The organism is Kitasatospora purpeofusca (genome assembly GCF_034043715.1).
Lineage (GTDB): Bacteria > Actinomycetota > Actinomycetes > Streptomycetales > Streptomycetaceae > Kitasatospora > Kitasatospora purpeofusca_A.
This window is the reverse complement of record NZ_JAXCLC010000039.1, coordinates 30,357-49,794: the sequence shown is the minus strand read 5'-3', so window position 1 is coordinate 49,794 and position 19,438 is coordinate 30,357. Positions and strand designations below refer to the sequence as shown.

Sequence of the window (19,438 nt, the reverse complement as noted above, 5' to 3'; positions counted from 1 at the left end):
TCCGGCGGCCCGGGCCGTGCCGCCCGCGGACCACGCCGCACTCGGGCCTACGGCCCGCGGGGGCCCGCCGGTTCACCGCGCCCGCCGGCCCGGCGACCTGCCCGGTGAACCGGCGGACGGGCGGGCCCGGCGGTCCGCCGGGTCGAAACGCCCCGGTGAACCGTCCGGCCCCCGCCGTCCGTACCTGTGACGGGAGAGCGGGCAGGCAGATTCCACAGGAGGACGCGACAGGTGAGCAGCAGCACGGTGGCGACAGGGCTGGTGCGGCTGAGGTTCCGCGCCCCCGGGACCGCCTTCGAACTCGCCCTCCCCGGCGACGTCGTCCTCGCCGACCTGCTGCCGGCGGTCCTCGGCTACGCCGGCACCGACGTCACGGAGAGCGGCACCGAGCACTCCGGCTGGATCCTCCAGCGCCTCGGCGGCGCAGCCCTCGACGAGGAGCGCACCCTGGAGGAGCTGGGGCTCGCCGACGGCGAGGAGCTCTTTCTGCGCCCGGGCCAGGGCGCGCTGCCCGAGGTGCACTTCGACGACCTGGTGGACGGCGTCCGTGCCGGTACCGCCGCCCGCGGCGACTCCTGGCGGCCCGCCGTCACCCGCCGGCTCGCGCTCGTCCTCGCCCTGGTCACCCTGGCCGGCGGACTGCTGCTGCTGGCCCTGCCCGGCCCGGAGGCGCCCCGCTGCGCCGCCGCCGCGGTGGTGGCGCTGCTGCTGCTGGCCGGCGGCACGGCGGCGACCCGGCTGATCGGCGACTCCGCGGCCGGCACGGCGCTGGCCGCCGCCGGCGTGGCCCACGCGGCGGCGGCAGCCGCCCTGGTGCCCGGCGTCACCGGCCCGGCCCGGCTGCTGGCGGGCGGTTCGGCGGCGGTCGGCGCCACCGTGCTGGCGCTGGCGCTGGTCGGCTCCGGGCCGTTCTTCGCCGGGCTGCTGGTGGCGGCCTCGCTCGCCCTCGCCGCCGGGGCGCTCGCCGCGTCCGGCGCGCCCACGACCCACATCGCGTCGGCGCTCGCCGCCGTCGCCGTGCTGTTCGGCGCGTTCGTCCCCGGTCTGGCGTTCAAGCTGGGCGGGCTGCGGCTGCCCGCGCTGCCCCGCAACGCCGACGAACTCCAGGAGGAGATCGAGCCGTTCCCGGCCGAGGACGTGCTCGCCCGCAGTCTGGTCGCGGACAGCTACCTGGCCGGGTTCTTCATCGCGGTCGGCACCGCGTGCGCGACCACGGTCTCGGTGCTGGCGTTGGCCCGGGACGGCGGCTGGGGCCCGACGGCGATGGCGGCCGACCTGGCGGTGCTGCTCCTGCTGCACGCCCGCGACATCGGCGGGCTGCGCCAGCGGCTCGCCCTGCTGCTGCCGGGCGCGCTGGGCCTCGGCCTGCTGGCCGCCCGCACGGGCTGGGACGCGGCGCCGGGCGCGCGGCTGGTCGTGTTCGTCGTGCTGCTGCTGGCGGCGACCGGCCTCTGCGCGACGGCGTGGACGGTGCCGGGCCGCCGGCTGCTGCCCTACTGGGGCCGGGCCGGGGACCTGCTGCACTCGCTGGCGGCGCTCGCGCTGCTGCCGCTCGCGCTCCAGGTGTTCGGCTTCTACGGGGCGATGCGCGGCCTGGCGGGCTGAGCCGCCCGTCGTACCCGCTTGTCGCTCCACCACCCGCCCGCCGTAGCCGCACCCCGCACCCGCACGCACCCCGCACCCGCACCCCGCACCCGCACCCCGCACCCCGCACCCCGCATCGAGGAGGACCACCGCATGCAGTCCCGACGGGACCAGGTGCAGGCCCACCTGTTCGTGATGAGCCGGGTCGCCGCCGGCGTCCTGCGCGCCGAGCCGGACGCCCCCGACACCCCCGTGGGCCGGACCAACCGGGGCGCCGCGATCGGGCTGGCCGTCGCGCTGCTGATCGGTGTCGGGGCCGGCGTCTACGGCCTGGTCAAACCCGGTGGCGCGACCGGCTGGAAGCAGCCCGGCACCCTGGTGGTGGTCAAGGAGTCCGGCGCCCGCTACGTCTACGCGGGCGGCCTGCTCCACCCCGTGCTCAACGAGGCCAGCGCGCGGCTGCTCGCCGGTGACCAGCTGAAGGTCGACCAGGTGTCGGCCCGCTCGCTGGAGGGCGCCCCGCGCGGCACCCCGGTCGGCATCGTCGGCGCGCCCGACGGCCTGCCGGCGCCGGCCGCCGCGGCCGGCGCCGACTGGCTGCTCTGCACGATGCGCACCGCGACCGCCGGGACGGCGGCGGCCAAGGCCGCCCCGCAGCTCTCGGTCGCGATCGGCACCCGGCAGACCGGCCGCCCGGCCGGTGAGCAGGGCGTCCTGGTCGCCGGTCCCGACGGCGCCGCACACCTGCTCTGGCACGGCCGCCGGTTCGCGGTGGACGCGGCCGGCGGCGCCGTCCGGGCGCTCGGCTGGTCCGCCGCCGCGCCCGCCCCGGTCACCGCCTCCTTCCTGGCCGCGTTCCCGGCCGGTCCGGAGCTGCGGGCCCCGGACGTGCCGGGCCGGGGCAAGGACGGCCCGGCGCTCTCCGGCCGCCCCACCAAGGTCGGCCAGCTGTTCACCGGCACCGGCGAGGAGCGGTACGTGCTGGCGGAGCAGGGCCTGGTGGCCGTCACCGCCACCCAGTTCGCCCTGCTCCAGGGGGATCCGCGGACCCAGCAGGAGGCGTACGGCAACGGCCAGGTGGCGCCCGCCCCGGCCGGGGCGGGCGACCTCGTCGCCCACACCGCGCCGGCCTCCGCCGCGGCGGCGTTCGCCCCCGAGGGCCTGCCGGGCCGCCCCCCGGCGCTGCTGCCGCCCCGGGCCGAGCAGGCCCTGTGCGCGGCGCTGCGGCCGGCCGCCGACGGCGGGGACCTGGACGTGTCCGTGCTGGACGCCTCGCCCGTGCTCGGCCTGCCGCCGGTGCTCCAGCCCGGGGTGCTGCCCAGCTGCACCCCGGCGGACCGGATCGCGGTGCGCCCCGGTGGCGGCGCCCTGGTCCGGGCGGTGTCCGGGGCGGGCTTCGGCGGCACCCTGTACCTGGTCACGGACACCGGCGTGAAGTACCCGCTCGCCTCGCCGGCGGTGGCCGAGCGGCTCGGCTACGCGAAGGCCGCGCCGACGGCGGTACCGGGTCGGGTGCTGTCCCTGCTGCCCACCGGTCCCAGCCTCGACCCGGGTCCGCTGGCGGGCGGCATCGTCCAGCCCGCGGTGACCGGCGAGGGCCGCTGCACGCGCTGAGCCGCGGCGGCGGCGGCCGGTGTGAACCGCCGGGCCGGGTCCTCCCGTTCACCCTGGCGGGCCGGTCCGACCGGCCCGCGGCGAATCCCGCCGGCCGGGAGCGGCCGGCGGCACCGGAGGAGGTACGCACGTGGCGCAGCAGACGACGGTCAGCCAGCAGGTCCTGCAGGACATCAGGACCCAGGTCGAGGCGAAGTACGGGGCGATGAGGGCGACCGCCACCTACATCGAGGACATCAACTCGGCCATCCGGGACAGCTTCCAGGGTGCGGCCAGCACCACCTTCCAGAACAACATCAACGCCTGGCTGGAGCAGTACGCGGCGGTCAGCCGGGACTACGACGCCTTCCACGCGAAGTTCGGCGACACCGGCCAGATCTTCGCCGCGACCGGCGACCACACCCTGACGATCGCGAACACCAGCCTGGACGGCAACCCCAGCAACCCCGGCTACATCGAGGGCGTCCTGAACCCGCCCAAGTAACAGGCCGACCTCCGCACCGACCGCTCGACCCGAAGGGAACCATCATGACCGACGGCCACATGTCACTCCACTACGCCGGTGTCGACACCGCGATCAACGATCTGGAGGCGCATGCCAAGACCATGCACGACCAGATGGAGGACCTGAGGACCTACCTCAACAGCAAGATCAACGTCGTGCTGCAGGGTGACTTCTCGGTCGCCGCGGGCACCCTCGCGACGACGCTCCACAGCGCCGACGTGGCGATGGGCGGCAAGATCGTCAACGCCCACAACGCGCTCACCGAGATCCGCACCGCCATCCGGGACGCGGACATGCGGGCCAGCACGCACTTCGACCACGTCCAGGGCTGACCGGTATGGCGGACGACGAGGACAAGGGCGACGGCGGAACCGTCAAGGTCACCGACAACTTCCTGAAGAACTTCTACGAGACGGCCATCAAGAAGTTCCTCGAGGATGTGAAGAAGGCGGAGCCGGTGCTGTCGCTGAGGGCCTACAGCGACGGGACCACACCGTTCCTGACCGGCAACAACTCCGGCAACTTCACCGCGCCGGGGACACTGGCCACCACGCTCAAGACCTATGACGCGTCGGTCGCCGCGATGCTCGGGACGGTCGTCGACCAGTTCGGGACCCTCACCGTCGACATCCAGCTCGCCGACCGGCTGCTGAACAACTCGCTGGACGAGTCGCTGGACTACGCGCAGTTCATGAAGCTGGCCGGGCGGACCCTGAACCCCGGTAAGTAGATCCGGCGGGGGAGCACCCCCGCCACCACCGCGGAGTCGGCCCGGGCACGGGCCGGCCCCGCGCCACGTCCGGTCGGGCGCGGCCGAGAGAGGGGATTCCATGGGGCACATCTGGGAAGACGCGCTGACCTTCGTCGGGTCGTCGGCCGACGCCAAGCCGACCACCCGTGAAGCGGTGCGCGACGACGAGAAGCCGTGGCTCAAGCCGGGTGACCGGAAGCACCAGGCCACCGACGGCTGGCAGGGTGTCAAGGGCGACGGCACCCAACTGACGCTCGACAGCTGGGTGGCCTGGTACTTCACCTACACCACGAGCACTTCGAAGGTCTATCACGCCAGCTACGTCGTCGGCACCAACATCCACTACCCGAACCTCGACGGTGCGGGGGCCAAGTTCGCGGGGTGGACGGGCAGCAGGGCGCCGTTGGAGCGCTTCAGCGACGGCACGATCAAGGCCAATGACAGGCTCGACACGGCCGGCCTCGTCAAGGCGGCCGACACCCTCCGCGACTTCACCTATTTCCTCGACGGCTGGATCACCAAGATCGGGACGGAGTGGGTCAAGGGCATCGGGGACGAGGACGGCGACTGGCAGGGAAGCGCGGCCAACGCCCTCCGCGCCCTTCTGCTGGCGTTCCGCAACGAGATCGACGCCGACAACCGCATGATCCGGCTGGCTGATCTCCAGTCCTATCTGAGGACGTGCCAGACCACCGTCGACGCGCAGCTCCCGGTGCTGTGGAAGGGCTTCCAGGACTGGTGGGCGTCGACGCTGGCCTGGCCGACGAACGCGGTGACCGCGGCGATCCTGGACGGCCTCAAGGGCGCGACGGTGACGGTCGACCTGATGGATCCCAAGTCCCCGGCATGGCAGCACTGGGACGACAAGACCACCCAGGAGACCAAGGACCAGACCGGCTCGATGGGCAGCATCGGCGCCGTCAACCTCCTGGAGTTCACCGTCAAGGGTGCGGCGTTCGGCGACCCCGCGACCGAGAGCTTCTGGACCCAGGTGGACAAGCGGGCCCGCCAGATCTGGGTCGACAACGTCGTGTCGATCCTCGACAAGGCGGCCAACGACGCGCTCACCGCGATCGGCAATGCCTACGGGACCGCCTCGGGGGTCGCCACGCCCCTGAAGCCGTTCCCGCTGATGATGCCCGATGCGAAGACCCCGGGGCCGGACGACCCGACGAAGGGCCCGAAGGACGGGCCTCCCGACATCAAGAACCTCGGCGGCGGGCCGGACACCAAGGAGGGCGGCCCCGACCTCAAGAACGGCGGCGGCGGCCCCAACATCAAGGACCTCCAGAACCTCGGCGGCGGAGCCGGTGGCAAGGGCGGCAGCAACACCCCGGACCTCAACCTCGGCGGAGGCGGCGGCAAGGGCGGCGGAAACACCCCGAACCTCAACCTCGGCGAGATCGGGGGCGGCAGCAACAACCCGAACCCGAACCTCAACCTCGGCGGAGGCGGCGGCAACACCCCGAGCCTCAACCTCGGCAACAGCGGCTCGGGCAACTCCGGCAGCGGCCCCAACCTCATCGGCAACCCGTTCCCCGACCTCAACTCCGGCCCGCTGCCCGACAGCCTCCTCCCCGGCGGCCCCGGCTCGAACCGGCCCGTGGTCGTGCCCCCGACCTCCATCATCACCAAGGACGGGCGGATCGTCGACGAGAGCGGCAACCCCGTCCTGGACTCCAACGGCAACCCGATGGTGGCGGGCCCGGACTACACCATCGGCCCGGACGGCATCCTGCGCGACGGCAAGGGCGAAACCGTCTCGCAGTACCGCCAGTTGCTCGCCGACCGCTACTCCGCGGCCGGTGACGACAGCGGCAGTGACAACCTGCTGTCGCCGAACAGCTTCGGCGCCGGCGGCTTCTCGTACAACACGATGGGCCTCGGTGCCGGCGGCTCGGGCGCCGGAAGCTCGCTCGGCCTCGGTGGCGGCCCGATGCTCTCCGGCATGGGCGGCGGCCTCAGCAACCGGGCGCTGGCCGCCGGCGGCGACCCGTCCGCCACCAAGGCCGTGGTCGACCAGGCCAACGCCGAGCGCGTCGCCGCCGAGCGGGCCGCCCGCGCCGCGGCGCAGGAGCAGGCCGCCCTGACCGGCCAGCGGACCGCGACCTCGTCCGGCGGGATGCCGCCGATGATGCCGCCGGGCGGCGGCATGGGCGGCGGCGCGGGCGGAGCCGGCAACGAGAAGGACCGCCGCCGGACCACCTGGCTGGCGGAGGACGAAGAGGTCTGGGGCACCGACTCCGGCGCCGTGAGCGGCGTCATCGGACGCTGAGGACGTTCAAGACGTTCAAGACGTTCAAGACGTTCAGGATGTTCAGGACGTTCAGGACACTGAGAACGCTCAGGACGTTCAGGACGCCGACCGCACCCGGGTGCCGCCCGCTCCGCCCGCCCCGGCGGACCGGGCGGCACCCGACCACGAGGAGAAAAGAGGAAGAGCGCATGAGCAACCCCTTCGCGGACCAGATCGCCCAGGCGATGGCCGAGATGCAGACCGAGCTGGCCAGGGCCGAGGAGATGCAGCAGGAGATGAACGAGCTCACCGGCTCGGTCACCTCCAAGGACCGGATGGTCACCGCGAAGGTCGGCTCGCAGGGCCAGGTCGTCTCGCTCACCTTCCACACCAACGACTACCGCGACATGGCGCCCGCCGAACTCGCCAAGATCCTCACCGACGTGCTCAACGAGGCCCGGGCCGACGTCGGCAAGCAGGTCGCCGACCGGATCTCCCGCTTCGACGGGATCGGCGAGACGCTGCGGCTCTCGATGACCGGCGGCAGCGAACTGGACGAGATCCTCGAACCGCTCTGGGCGATGCGCCCGGGCTACGACGCCGACGAGCGGAAGAAGAAGGCCGACCGCCAGGAGGAGTTCCGTGGTTAGCCCGAACACCACCTCCAAGACGGCGATGCTCAAGAAGAGCTTCGCCGAGTTCTTCGAGCTCAAGGACTTCGTCGCCAAACTCACCACCGAGGCCGATCACATCAACGCGATCAACCTCCAGGTGGGCGGCCACGACGAGGTCGGCAAGCAGTACCACGCCCAGGTCGACGACGGCACCAAGAACCTCTACGAGCTGCTGGTGCGGATCGGCTCCACCGTGGGCTCGGTCGGCGAGAACGGAGAGCTGCTCGCCGTCACCCTCGACCGGGCCGGCGACCACGCCAACGAGATCGCCAACGGCTTCTGACCCACCCGCGGCCGAAGGCCCGAACCCCCCGCACAACCGGAAACGGCAGGCAGTCCCCGTGGCCCACTCCTCGATCGAGGTCAACGAATCGACCGCGCGGTTCTTCACGATCATCACCGGCATGCCCTGGCCGGAGGTACGTGAGGGTGACCTGCGCGATGTTCGGGACGCCTACGAGCAGTTGGCCACGGAACTGCCGGAGCTGCGGGCGCTGATCGAGAAGGTGGCGATCTCCTGCGCCCGGCAGTTCAAGGGCCAGGCCGCCGTCACCTTCGCGTACCAGATGAACTCGTTCATCGGCCGCTCCAGCACCGGCGCGAAGGCGGGGGAGGACTACGTCTCGGCGGCGGCCAAGACCGCCAAGGCGCTGGCGGACTGCGCCGGCGAGGTGGCCAACACCGTCGAGTACACCAAGTGGATGGCCATCGCCCAGCTGGTGCAGCTGATGGTCGAGATCGCGCTGGCGATCTTCTGGGCGCCGTTCAGCTTCGGCACCAGCCTGTCCGGACTGGTGCTCAAGAAGCTGCTCACCAAGGTCGCGCTCACGGCCCTGATGAAGTACCTGCTCAAGACGATCGCGATGCACACCTTCTCGGGCATCGTCGGCGGTCTGCTGATGGACGGCATCATCCAGAACCTGCAGATCGGCCAGGGCAACCGCAAGGAGATCGACGGGGAGTACACCAAGCAGGCGGTGCTCTTCGGTGTCATCGGCGGCATCCTCGGCGGTCCGCTCGACCTGCTCGGGCTGGGACTGGGCAAGCTGCTGGGCCGGCTGCTCGGCAAGAGCGGTGGGCGGCTGCTCGCCGACAAGCTCAGCGACTACCTGGTCGACGGTGAGCTGAAGAGCCTCAAGGGCACGCTGAAGACCGCAGCCGAGGCCGCCGCCAAGGCCGGCGAGAAGGGCCCGCTCGGAGTGGTCGGCAAGGAGACCTCGAAGGGGCTCGCCGACCAGGCCCTGAAGAAGGCGGAGGCCAGGGCCTTCGCCCGCGACCTCGGCGGCCTGATGGAGGCGTCCGCCGAGCAGCTGCAGGCGGGTTTCGGGAAGACCACGCAGGGCTCGCTCTCCTCGACCTTCGTCAAGGAGATGGAGAAGACCTTCGTCAAGCACCTCGGCGAGCAGGTCGGCAAGAAGGAGGCCGCGGCGCTCGGCCGCGAGCTGGGCGAGGCGTTCGCCGAGAAGTGGGTCGGCAAGGCCCAGCAGACCGTCGCGGCCCGGGGCGCGGCCAGCGAGGGCCTCAAGGACGCGCTGGGCACCGTCCTCAAGCAGGAGGGCAATGCCGGCCGGACCCTGACGTCACATCAGATGGACGCGCTGGGCAAGCACCTGCCCGATCTCGCCGACGGTCTGACCCAGGGCAACAAGATGTTCAAGCTCGGCCTCGGCCTCGGCAACTACATCCAGTCCGGTACCCAGAACGTGCTCAGCGAGGGCTTCTACAACCTCATCTTCGGCGAGAACCACGAGTTCACCGTCACCGCGGGCAGCTTCGTCGGCGGCATGATGACCGCGATGATGGGCCACGTCATGCACCTCGGCTCGGCGCCGCTGATGCACCGCTACGCCGACTGGGTCCAGCAGACCCAGTTCCAGGCGGTCGGGCAGGGGGCGAGCAAGAACTTCCCGCTCTACCACCCGATCAGCTTCGCCGCGCTCGCCAGTATGGCGTCCGGCAAGCTCGTGCCCTTCCCGGTGCCCAGGATGGGCCACCCCGAAGCCTTCGAGTTCGCCAAGAGCTTCCGGATCAACTCGCTGGACGACATCCAGAAGGGCATATCGAACGCCGCGGGGGTGGACATCAAGACCCCGCCGGCCGACCGCGAGGTGGCCGAGTGGATGCAGCAACTGCTGCCCTACGTCGACCTCCTGGCGGAGGAGCGCGGCGACCACGCGCCGTCCCTGCTGGAGACGCTGACCCGGACCGTCGGCGGCAGCACCGACACCCTGGTGCCCGCCCACGACGAGCCCTCGGCCCGGAACGAGCAGGGCGGGAAGAAGGGCGGCGAGGACAAGGCCGGCGAGGAGCACGCCCCCGCGACGCCGGTCAAGGTCCAGTCGGAGGACGCCCCGGCCGTCGCGCCGAAGCCCCGGACACCGGACGCCGAGCAGAAGGCCGCGGAGCAGCGCACCCCGGAGCAGAAGCCCGGGGAGCAGAAGGCCGGGGAGCAGAAGGCGACCGAGCCCAAGGCGCCGGAGCGCAAGCCCGGGGAGGCGCCGGGCCAGGAGCAGCCGAAGAAGAGCACCCCGGGCCGGCAGCGGCCGGTGCCCCCGGTGTCGACCGAGTCCTCGGGCGACGGGCTGACGGCCCCCCGCAACCGGACCGGAGCCCAGAACGAGACCGTCGCCCCCGCACCCGGTGCGGCCGCGACCGCCAACACCACCGGCGGCCCCGGCCGTCCGGCCATCAGCTCCGCGACCACCGCCGACCACACCGCCCCGAACCACACGCCGAACCACACGCCGAACCACACCCCCGACCACGTCCCGGCGCACGACCCGAAGCCGCCCGTCGCGCCGCGCCCGCCGGCCGGCAGCGACGACACCGGGCGCCACGACGTCCAGGAGCCGACGCCGAAGGCCCCGCGGCAGACCAGCAGCCTCGCCTCGCTGCTCCTCGGCCAGGACACCACCGTCACCCGCGACTCCGACCGGACCGAGGCCCCCGCACCGCCGCCCCGGACCGGGGCCGGCGACCTCCCCTCGCAGCCCCGCACGCCCGGCCGGGACGAGACCGACCTGCCCCTGGCGCCGCACCAGCAGCCGCTCGCCGACTCCCTCACCGAACTCCGCCCGAACCCGGACACCCGGCGGGTCGAGCCGCTCGCCTACCTCCGGATCGAGGGCACGCCCGCACCGCCGCCGCTGCGCCCGTACCAGGTCCGGCGCGGCCAGTCGCTGAACGGCGACCCGGTCACCGAACTCGTCCTGCGGCTGCACCTCGACCACACCGGCGTGCCCCAGGGGCAGTCCGGGCAGGTCACCGCGCTGCGCGAGCGCGTCGGCCAGGCGGTGGACGCCGCCTACAACGGCGGGCACCGGCTCCCCGACGGCAGCCGGCTCCAGGTGCGGGTCGAGTTCGCCGACTCGGCCGCGAACGCCGACCACACCGTGCGGGTGCGCCGGGGCGCCGTCGACCAGGACGAGGCCAACTGGGGTCTGCGGGCCGACCGGGAGATGATCGGGCACGAGCTGGGGCGCGTCCTGGGCCTGGTCGAGGGCCCCCGCGAACCGCACCGCGCCCCGGGCGCCGACCGCCCCGCCGTCGACCGCCCCGCCGCCGACTGGCCGCGTCGCCTGCGCACCCTCGGCGACACCGTCGACGAGGCCTTCGCCCCCGAGAACGCCTCCGCCGACCACACTCCCGCCCCGCCGCGGATCACGGTCCAGGTCCGCGACACCGCGCTGTACGGCCAGGGCGGCGACGGCGGCATCGGCGGTTCGCTGCTGCGCCCCTCCGTCGACGCGGCGTACGCCGGACAGCTCCGCACGAACGCCAACGACACCGTCCGGCTGCCGGCCCGGGACGGCTCCGGTGCGCAGCCCCGGACGTTCTTCCCCCGGCACTGGACCGTCGACCACATCGTCTACGCGGTCGAGCAGGCGCACCTGGCCTCCCGGCGCTCCGGCACCGACGACGCCTCGCGGGTGTGGGTCGGCGAGTACGCCGGTGTGACGATCACGGGTACCCAGCGGGACGGTGTGATCACCGGCTTCCGGCCGCACCACGAGCAGGTCGACGCGCCGCCGCCGCCGTACGCCCCGCCGCGGCCGCTCCCGCCGCACCGGGGCGACCTCCCGCCCCTCCGGGACACGGTGCTCGACGGCACCGGGCCCGTCGAGCTGTCGGCGCCCGCGCACCCCGGCCGCACCGACCTCCCGCAGCCGTCGGCGCACGACACTTCGGCGCACGACACCACGACGGCCGACACCACGACGCTCCCGACCAACGACACCGCCGCTCCGCTGTACCCGGGCACCGCCTGGCAGGCCACGGGTCCGGGCGGCAGCATCGCGGATCCGCTCCGCGCGCCCCTGGCCGTGGGCGACCTGCGGCAGACCGTGCTGGCCAACGGCACGGTCCGGGTCTTCTCCGCCCAGCGGTCCCCCGGCATCGAGCCGGGCGCGCCGATCGAGGACTTCCCCTCGCGCTGGCACCGCACGCTGGGCGACACCGGCACGGTGTACTACCCGGCGTCCTGGAGCGCCACCGACGTGGCCACCCACGTGGACGCGGCGGTGCGCACCTCGCAGATGAGGAATCCGCAGCCCGACGGCACCCTCTTCGTGGTCGGCGAGTCGGACGGCGTCTGGATCGAGGCGGTGTACCACCCGGACGGCACGCTGCTGTCCCACCGCCCGTCCCCGTGGCAGACGGACGCCCAGCACACCGAGGGCGCCGAGGTCCAGGTGCCGGAGCTCGGACACGTCCGGATGCGCCGTGACCGGACGGCCGACGGTACGGAGGTCCTGCGGGTCACCGCCCGGGTCCGGCTGGTGGGCGACGAGCAGAGCGACCCGGCGGACCTCCGGCAGGCCCGGATCGCCCTGGAGAGCGATGTCGCCGGCTACCTGGCCGGCCATCAGGACTTCAGCGACACCAGGCTCGACTTCCGGCTGGAGTTCACGACCGACCAGGACGCCACCGAGGTCCGGACCGGCCCCGGTGCGGACCTCACCGTCCTGGGCGCCCTGCCCCGGCTGCGCGACGCGGCGGGCTCCTTCGACCTGGCCATGGCCCTGGAGCGGGTGGCCCAGCAGCCGCCGGAGGCGCCGTGGACGGTGTCGGGCGCGGCGCTGGTCGAGGTGTCGCGGCAGCACTTCGCCGACGCGGTGTGGGACCGCCCGACGGAGGGCCGCCACCTGCCGGGCGAGTGGAGCGCCGAGGAGGCCCGCTACGCCGCGCACCGGATCCGGGCCACGGGCCGGGCCGTCGAGGCCGGCCCGGTGCCGCCCGGTGGCACGAGCGCGCCGCAGCTGCACCACGGCGAGTTCGCCGGGGTGAAGCTCACCGTGCGGGTGGAGGACGGCCGGATCACCGACTTCTGGGGCCAGCCGGACCAGCGGATGCCGTACCAGCTGGCCGCGCCGGTGGCCGAGCAGCACCAGGTGCTCGGGACCCGCGAGGTCGTTCCTCCGACGGACGCCTTCGACCGCGCCATGGAGGCGCGGAAGACGCAGGGGTTCGAGGTGAGCCGGATCCGGCTTCCCGACGGCGACACCGAGTCCGTGATCACCGTCCGGGTGCGCCTGGACACCACGGACCTGCCACTGGTGGAGCTGCGCACCGCCGAGCGGTTCGGAGAGCTGCTCGACCGGGCCCGGGCCGGGGTGGCCGCCACCTACGACGTCGGCCAGCGGCTGCCCAACGGCGACCGGCTGCGGGCGCGGATCGAATTCGTGAACGATCCCGCCACCGCGCACCACACCGTGAAGATCCACCCGTCCTCGGACCGGGAGAACCACCGCGCATGGGGCCTGAACACCAAGGCTGATGTCATCGCCCACGAGGTCGGCCACCTGTTCGGCCTGCCCGACGAGTACCGCGAAGCGTCGTGGAGAAGCCGTCCGGTCTACCTCGACGGCGGGCTGATGGCGGCCCGGGCCCGGGAGGAAGGCCACGGCCTGATCGCGGTCGACCAGGACCACCAGTCCAGGGGCAACTACTCCGTCGGCCCGCACCAGGTCCTGCCCGCGCGCAACCTGCGGCAGCTGGGCGCCGTGATCGACCTCGCCTTCGGTGCCGACCGCGGTCCTGCCCCGGACGCCACCCACCCGCCGCGACCGCAGGTGAACGAGGACGCCCGGCGCACCGCGCTGTACGGCGACGGGCGCGGGGGCGGCCACCTGTTCCCGCCGCCGGGTTCCGACCGGCCGCGGCCGGAGCGGGTCGCGGGGTCGGAGAACCGCAACGGCACCTTCCGGGTGCTCGGCGGTCCGGCGGACGACGTGGCGACGGACCACCGGGCGACGGTGAACGGGCGGCAGGCCGGCGACCTGGCGACCGGCCGGGCCCCCCGGACCGCCGACTTCACCGCCGAGTTCACCGCCGGCCGGGCTGCCCGGACCGACGACCTCGCGACCGTCCCCGCTCCCCGGACCGGCGACCGCCACCGCACCATGTTCCCGGAGCACTGGTCGTCGGACGACGCGGTGTACGCGGCGGAGCAGGCGTACCAGCACGCGCTGCGCCGTGGCCCGGAGGCGTTCACCGAGGTCGCCCCCGGTGTTCGGACCTTCACCGGTGAGTACGGCGGGGTGCGGATCGAGGGCCGGGTCGAGAACCGGACCGAGTTCCGGCCGGAGAACCCGGCCGAGAACCGGCGCGGCGGCCAGGTCGAGGTGGTGGAGATCGTCTCCTTCCGCCCGTCCGACGACCAGAGCGGCCTGGGCGCGGCCGCCCACCTGCCGTGGCGCCCCTCCGAGGGGGCCTTCGGCCGGCGCGTCGAGGACCTGGTGCGCTACGGCGACCGGCTCACCCTCACCGGCCTGCACCACCAGCCGGTGGACGCGGCCAAGGCGGTGCACGGGATCGACATCGGGGAACCGGTGCACACCAACCCCAACGGGACCTACCGCGCCCCGGTCTGGTTCCTCGACCCCGTCGCCTCCCCGGGCTCCAGGCTGGCGGAGTTCGACTCCCGCTGGCACCGGCGCGCGGACTCCCCGGACAACATGTTCTACCCCCGGAGCTGGGACCCGCTGCGGGTCCTCGGCGCCGTCGACTCGGCCTACCGGAGCTCGACCGACCGACGCACGGTGAACGGCGCCGTCCACTGGACCGGCGTGGCCGACGGCGTCCGGATCGAGGGCATCACCCGGGACGGCCGCCATCTGATCCACCGTCCGGCGGACGACCAGCCCGGCGCTCCGGCGGCGGACGGGCACCGCTCCTACCCGCTCGCCGAACCGGCGCCGCCCGGCACCGGCGAACGCCCGGCGACGGTGGCCCGGCCGATCGCGGACCCGGTCTCGGCCGACGTGGTCAGCCCGTCCCTGCGGCCCGACGCGGGCCGGGGCCTGCCGCCGCAGTGGACCCGCGAGGAGATGATCCACGCGGCCGCCCGCGGCGATCAGATCGGATCCCAGACGCAGGTCGGGGCCGAGCTGATCCAGCAGGTGCGGTTCGGCGACGTCCTGATCACCGTGGTCCGGGACTGGCACAGCTACAAGATCATCGACTTCCGGGCCGCGGACGGGCACACCCCGCCGCCCCAGGGCTCCCGACCGCTGCCCCGGCGCGGTGCCGAGCCGGTGCCCGCCACGGACGGCGAGGGCCCGCCGCTGCACACGCCGCACGCCGGTGCCGCGAACGTCCCGGTCCTTCCGCAGGCGCACCCGAACTCCGATGTCCCCGTGCCGGCCGCGCTGCTGTCGAACACCCTGCAGTCGAACACCCTGCTGTCGAACACCCCGGTGGCGGAGGTCTCTCCCGTCGCGGCGGCGCAGGCCGGGCAGGCCGGGCAGGCCGGAGCGGCCCGGACCAACCCCTGGCACCCCACCGCGACGGACGGCACGCTGCGGGACGGCCCGCGCCGCCCGCCCGCCCTCCAGGCCGACGAGCGGCAGGAGACCCTGCCCAACGGCACCGTCCGCGTGTTCAAGGCGCGGCTGGACCCCGTGGTGGAGGCGGGCGCGCCGGTGGCGGCCTTCCCCTCCCGCTGGAGCCGCTCGCTGCTCGACCCCGGCACCGTGTACTACCCGAAGGCCTGGACCGCGGCGCACCTCGGCGAGCGGGTCACCGAGGCGCTCGGGAACACGCTGTTCACCCGGGTGGAGAACGGCGTCACCTTCAAGCTCGGCCGCGCCGACGGCGTGTGGATCGAGGGCATGTACCTCGCGGACGGCAGCTTCCTGGGCCACCGCCCGTCCCCCCACCAGTCGTTCCGGGACCCGCGGTACGACCTCGGCTCGGCACCGACCGTCGGCCGGGGCGAGGAGGTGGACCTGGCCGGCTTCGGGCCGGTCCGGGTCCGCCGCGAGCTGATGGCCGACGGCTCCGAGGTCGTCCGGCTCACCGCCCGGGTCCGGATCGAAGGCGCCGAGGGCGTCGCCCAGCCCGACCTCCTGCGCGCCCAGGCGACGCTGCACCGGGCCGCCGGCCAGCTGCTGGCGGGCCACCGGGACGGCAGCACCCGGATGGAACTCGGGCTGCGGTTCACCCGGGAGGCCGACGCCACCGAGATCCGGTTCGTCCCCGGCGAGGGCTTCTCGCTCCAGCAGGCCGTGCCCCGGCTGCACGAGGAGGCGACCGGTCCCGGACCGGCCGCCGTCCTGGCCGCCGCGCGGGAGCAGGCCCCGCCGCCGCCGCACACCGTGTCCGGCGAGACGATGCTGGACGGGGCACGGCAGCTCTTCCACCAGGCCGCCTGGGACCGTCCGACCGAGGGCCGCAACCTGCCCCGGGAGTGGACGCCCGACGAGGCCCGCCACGCCGCGAGCGTGGTCGCGCGCTCCGCGTTCCGGGCCCAGGCCGGCCCGGTGCCGCCCGGGGGCACGGCCGCGCCCACGCTGCGTCACGGCGAGTTCGCCGGGGTGCGGCTGACGGTGCGAGTGGAGGACGGCCGGATCAGCGACTTCTGGGCCCAGCCGGACCAGCGGGTCCCGGACCAGCTGGCCGCGCCCACGGCCGAGCGGCGCCGGCTGCTCGGGACCCGTGAGGTCGTCCCGCCGGTGGACCTCTTCGAGCGCGCGCTGGAGGAGCGGCGGCTCCAGCGGTTCTCGGTGAGCCGGATCAGGCTCGCCGACGGTGACACCGAGTCACTGGTGACCGTCAAGGTGTATCTGGACACCAGTGACCTGGACATGACGAAGCGGGCCACCAGGGACAGCCTCAAGGAACTGGCCAGGAACGCCCGCGCCAGGACGGCGGAGATCTACGACCTCGGCCAGCGGCTGCCCGGCGGCGACCGGCTGCGGGTGCGGATGGAGTTCGTGAAGAACGCCGGCGCCGCGCACCACACCGTGGCCGTCCACCCGACCCAGCCCCGGCCGAACGCCTCGAACTGGGGCCTGGACACCCCGGCCAAGGCAGTCGTCCACGAACTCGGCCACCTGCTCGGGCTGCCGGACGAGTACCGCGAACTCTCCCGTCCCGGCCGGGTCCGCCCGGTCCACGACGACGGCGGCATGATGGGCTCCACCTTCCGGGACCGCTTCGACCGGATCACGCTCGACTCGGACCACCAGCCCGGCACGCCGACCACCGAGGACCCGCGGCCGGTCCTGAAGGCACGCAACCTGCGGCAGCTGGGCGGCGTGATCGACAGCGCCTTCGGCACCGACCGCGGCCCGGGCCGCGACGGCACCCACCCGCCCCGGCCGACCGTGAACGAGGACGCCCGGCGCACCGCGCTGTACGGCGACGGACGCGACGGCGGCCACCTGTTCCCGCCGCCCGGCTCCGACCGGCCGCGGCCGACCCGGGTCCCGGACTCCGAGCACCGCAACGGCACCTTCCGGGTGTACGACGGCCCGGCCGCCGAGGCGACGACGGGTCAGCACCGGCTGGCCGGCGACCTCGCGACCACGCCGGCCCCCCGGACCGGCGAGCGCCACCGCACCATGTTCCCGGAGCACTGGTCCTCCGACGACGCGGTGTATGCGGCCGAACAGGCGTACCAGCACGCGCTGCGCCGGGGCGACGCGGCGTTCACCGACGTCGCCCCCGGCGTCCGGACCTTCACCGGTGAGTACGGCGGCGTGCGGATCGAGGGGCGGGTCGAGACCCGGACCGAGGTCCGGACGGCGAACCCGGCCGAGAACCGGCCCGGCGGCCCGGTCGAGGTGGTGGAGATCCTCTCCTTCCGCCCGTCCGAGGACCAGGGCGGGCTCGGCCCGGCCCCGCACCTGCCGTGGCACCCGTCCCCGGACGCCTTCGGGCAGCGGGTCGTGGACCTGGTGCGCTACGGCGACCGGCAGACCCTCAGCGGCTTCCACCACCAGCCGGCCCAGGACCGCCCCCAGGAGGGGCAGTTCTCCAAGGTGGAGGTGGCCGGCTTCCGGCGGGGCGTCAGGATCGGGAACCGCTCCTTCCACTCCAACGACAACGGGACCTACCGGGCCACCGCCTGGTTCCTCGACCCGTTCATCGCCCCGAGGGCGCACCTGGCGCAGTTCCCCTCCCGCTGGTTCCGGCACGCGGACCACCCGGGGCGGATGTTCTACCCGGCACACTGGCAGGCCGGTCATGTTCTCGACGCCGTCCAGCACGCGTACGAGAACCGGACCGCGACGCGCCTCGTGAACGGCGCCCAGCACTGGACCGGCGAGGCCGACGGCGTCCGGATCGAGGGCATCACCCGGGACGGCCGCCACCTGGTCCACCGCCCGGCGGACGTCCAGCCCGGCGCCCGGGTGCGGGGCAGGTCCGCCCCGCTCACCGAGCCCGCGGCGCCCGGCACCGGCCGTCGCCCGGCCGTCGTCGCCGACCTGGGCGCGATCGAGCTGCCCGCCGGAGAGGCCGGCGTGCTGCGCGCCGGCGCAGGCCGCGGCCTGCCCGAGGAGTGGACGGCGGCGGAGCGGCTCTACGCCGCCTACGCGGGCCGGCCGCTGGAGCCCGCGACCGCGCTCGACGGTGGCTCCAGCGTCCGGGTGCGGTTCGCCGGCGTCGAGCTCACCGTGGTGCGCGACGCGAGCGCCCGGATCGTCGACTTCGCGGTCGCGGACGGCCACACCCCGCCGCCCCAGCGGGCCGTGCCGATCCCCGAGCGCGGCACCCGGCAGACGGCCCCGCAGCCTGTCGAGACCGAGCCGCTGCCGCACTACCCCGGCTCGGACCAGGGCTCCGAGCACGACCTCGGTTCGCCGGGCGGCCACCGCCGCTCCGACGAGGACGAGGACATGGAGCTGTACCAGGACACGGACGAGGAGACGTTCTCCCGGGCCGACACCCTGGACCTGCTGTCCTCCGACGACGAGCTGATGGACTGGGAGGACGGCTCCGACGCCGGTTCCGGCCGCCGCTCCGAGGACATGGACGCGGACATGGACGCGGACCTGCTGATGGACCTGGACGAGGTACTGGCGGTGCGGCCGGTCCGGCCGGCGCACGAGGCGCCGGCGCCGGACCTCGGGTTCGCCGCCGTCCTCGACCCGGTCGAGGTCACCGCGCCCGCCGACCGGGCCCTGCACAGCAGCACCAGCACCCACCTGCGCCGCTTCCAGGCCGCCCGCGGCTTCCTGCTGGACGGCTCGCCGGCCGTCGAGGTCGTGGTGCGGGTCCACCTGGACACGACGGGGCTCCCGGCCGGCCAGGACCACACCGAGTCGCTGGCGGAGCTGCGCGCCCGGGCCCGGCGCAGCGTCGACGACTACTACAACACCGGCCACCGGCTGCCCGAGGGCGATGTCATGGTGGTGCGGCTGGAGTTCGTCGACGACCCCGACGCCGCGCACCACCGGGTCGAGGTCCTGGCCCCGGAGCCGGGGGTGCCGATCCGCGAGAACTCCGGCCTCTGGGGTCTGGACACGAACGGCACCGTCCTCGCCCACGAACTGGGCCACCTGCTCGGCCTGCCCGACGAGTACCGGGAGCGGCGCCTCCACCAGGAGACCGTCGACCAGGACGGCAACCGCACTGTGGAGCCCGGGATCCCGCCCCGGCCCTCGTACACCGACGCCGGGCTGATGGGCGGCACCCACGCGGGCAACAACCGGGTCCGTTTCGACCAGGACGCCGGGATCGTCACCGACGGCACCGACATCCGGTTCGCGCTCCAGCCGCGCAATCTGCGGGAGTTGGGGGCCGTGATCGACCAGGCGCTCGGTGCCGTGCAGCCGGTGCCGAACACG

At 74.1% G+C, this 19,438-nt stretch carries 9 protein-coding genes (1 of these 9 running past the window's edge); all 9 read left to right on the top strand.

What is annotated here, in order from left to right; translation table 11 throughout:
• The first annotated feature begins 231 nt into the window (after positions 1-231).
• Positions 232-1,605, top strand: a complete 1,374-nt coding sequence (eccD, locus tag SM793_RS20800) for a type VII secretion integral membrane protein EccD (protein ID WP_320439735.1) — start codon at positions 232-234, stop codon at positions 1,603-1,605.
• Positions 1,606-1,737: 132 nt separating this feature from the next.
• Positions 1,738-3,198 (top strand): type VII secretion protein EccB, encoded by a 1,461-nt coding sequence (gene eccB / locus SM793_RS20795; RefSeq protein WP_320439734.1) that lies wholly within the window; start codon positions 1,738-1,740, stop codon positions 3,196-3,198.
• A gap of 130 nt (positions 3,199-3,328) precedes the next feature.
• The gene (locus SM793_RS20790; protein WP_320439733.1) at positions 3,329-3,682 is read left to right on the top strand and encodes a hypothetical protein; all 354 of its coding nucleotides are present in this window, start codon (positions 3,329-3,331) and stop codon (positions 3,680-3,682) included.
• Positions 3,683-3,726: 44 nt separating this feature from the next.
• The gene (locus SM793_RS20785) at positions 3,727-4,035 is read left to right on the top strand and encodes a hypothetical protein (protein ID WP_320439732.1); all 309 of its coding nucleotides are present in this window, start codon (positions 3,727-3,729) and stop codon (positions 4,033-4,035) included.
• 5 nt (positions 4,036-4,040) lie between these two features.
• Positions 4,041-4,433 (top strand): hypothetical protein, encoded by a 393-nt coding sequence (locus SM793_RS20780; protein ID WP_320439731.1) that lies wholly within the window; start codon positions 4,041-4,043, stop codon positions 4,431-4,433.
• A gap of 100 nt (positions 4,434-4,533) precedes the next feature.
• The gene (locus SM793_RS20775; RefSeq protein ID WP_320439730.1) at positions 4,534-6,729 is read left to right on the top strand and encodes a hypothetical protein; all 2,196 of its coding nucleotides are present in this window, start codon (positions 4,534-4,536) and stop codon (positions 6,727-6,729) included.
• 170 nt (positions 6,730-6,899) lie between these two features.
• A complete protein-coding gene (locus SM793_RS20770) occupies positions 6,900-7,340 on the top strand; it encodes a YbaB/EbfC family nucleoid-associated protein (RefSeq protein ID WP_320439729.1) in 441 nt (146 codons plus the stop codon).
• Positions 7,333-7,647, top strand: coding sequence for a hypothetical protein (locus SM793_RS20765; RefSeq protein ID WP_320439728.1), 315 nt, complete (start codon positions 7,333-7,335; stop codon positions 7,645-7,647). Before SM793_RS20770 ends, SM793_RS20765 begins: the two co-directional genes overlap by 8 nt.
• 58 nt (positions 7,648-7,705) lie before the next feature.
• On the top strand, positions 7,706-19,438 hold the 5' portion of the coding sequence (locus tag SM793_RS20760; RefSeq protein WP_320439727.1) for an EndoU domain-containing protein. Its footprint extends 22,599 nt past the window's final position; 11,733 of the gene's 34,332 nt are visible here — the first part of the coding sequence; the start codon lies at positions 7,706-7,708; its stop codon lies off the right edge, out of view.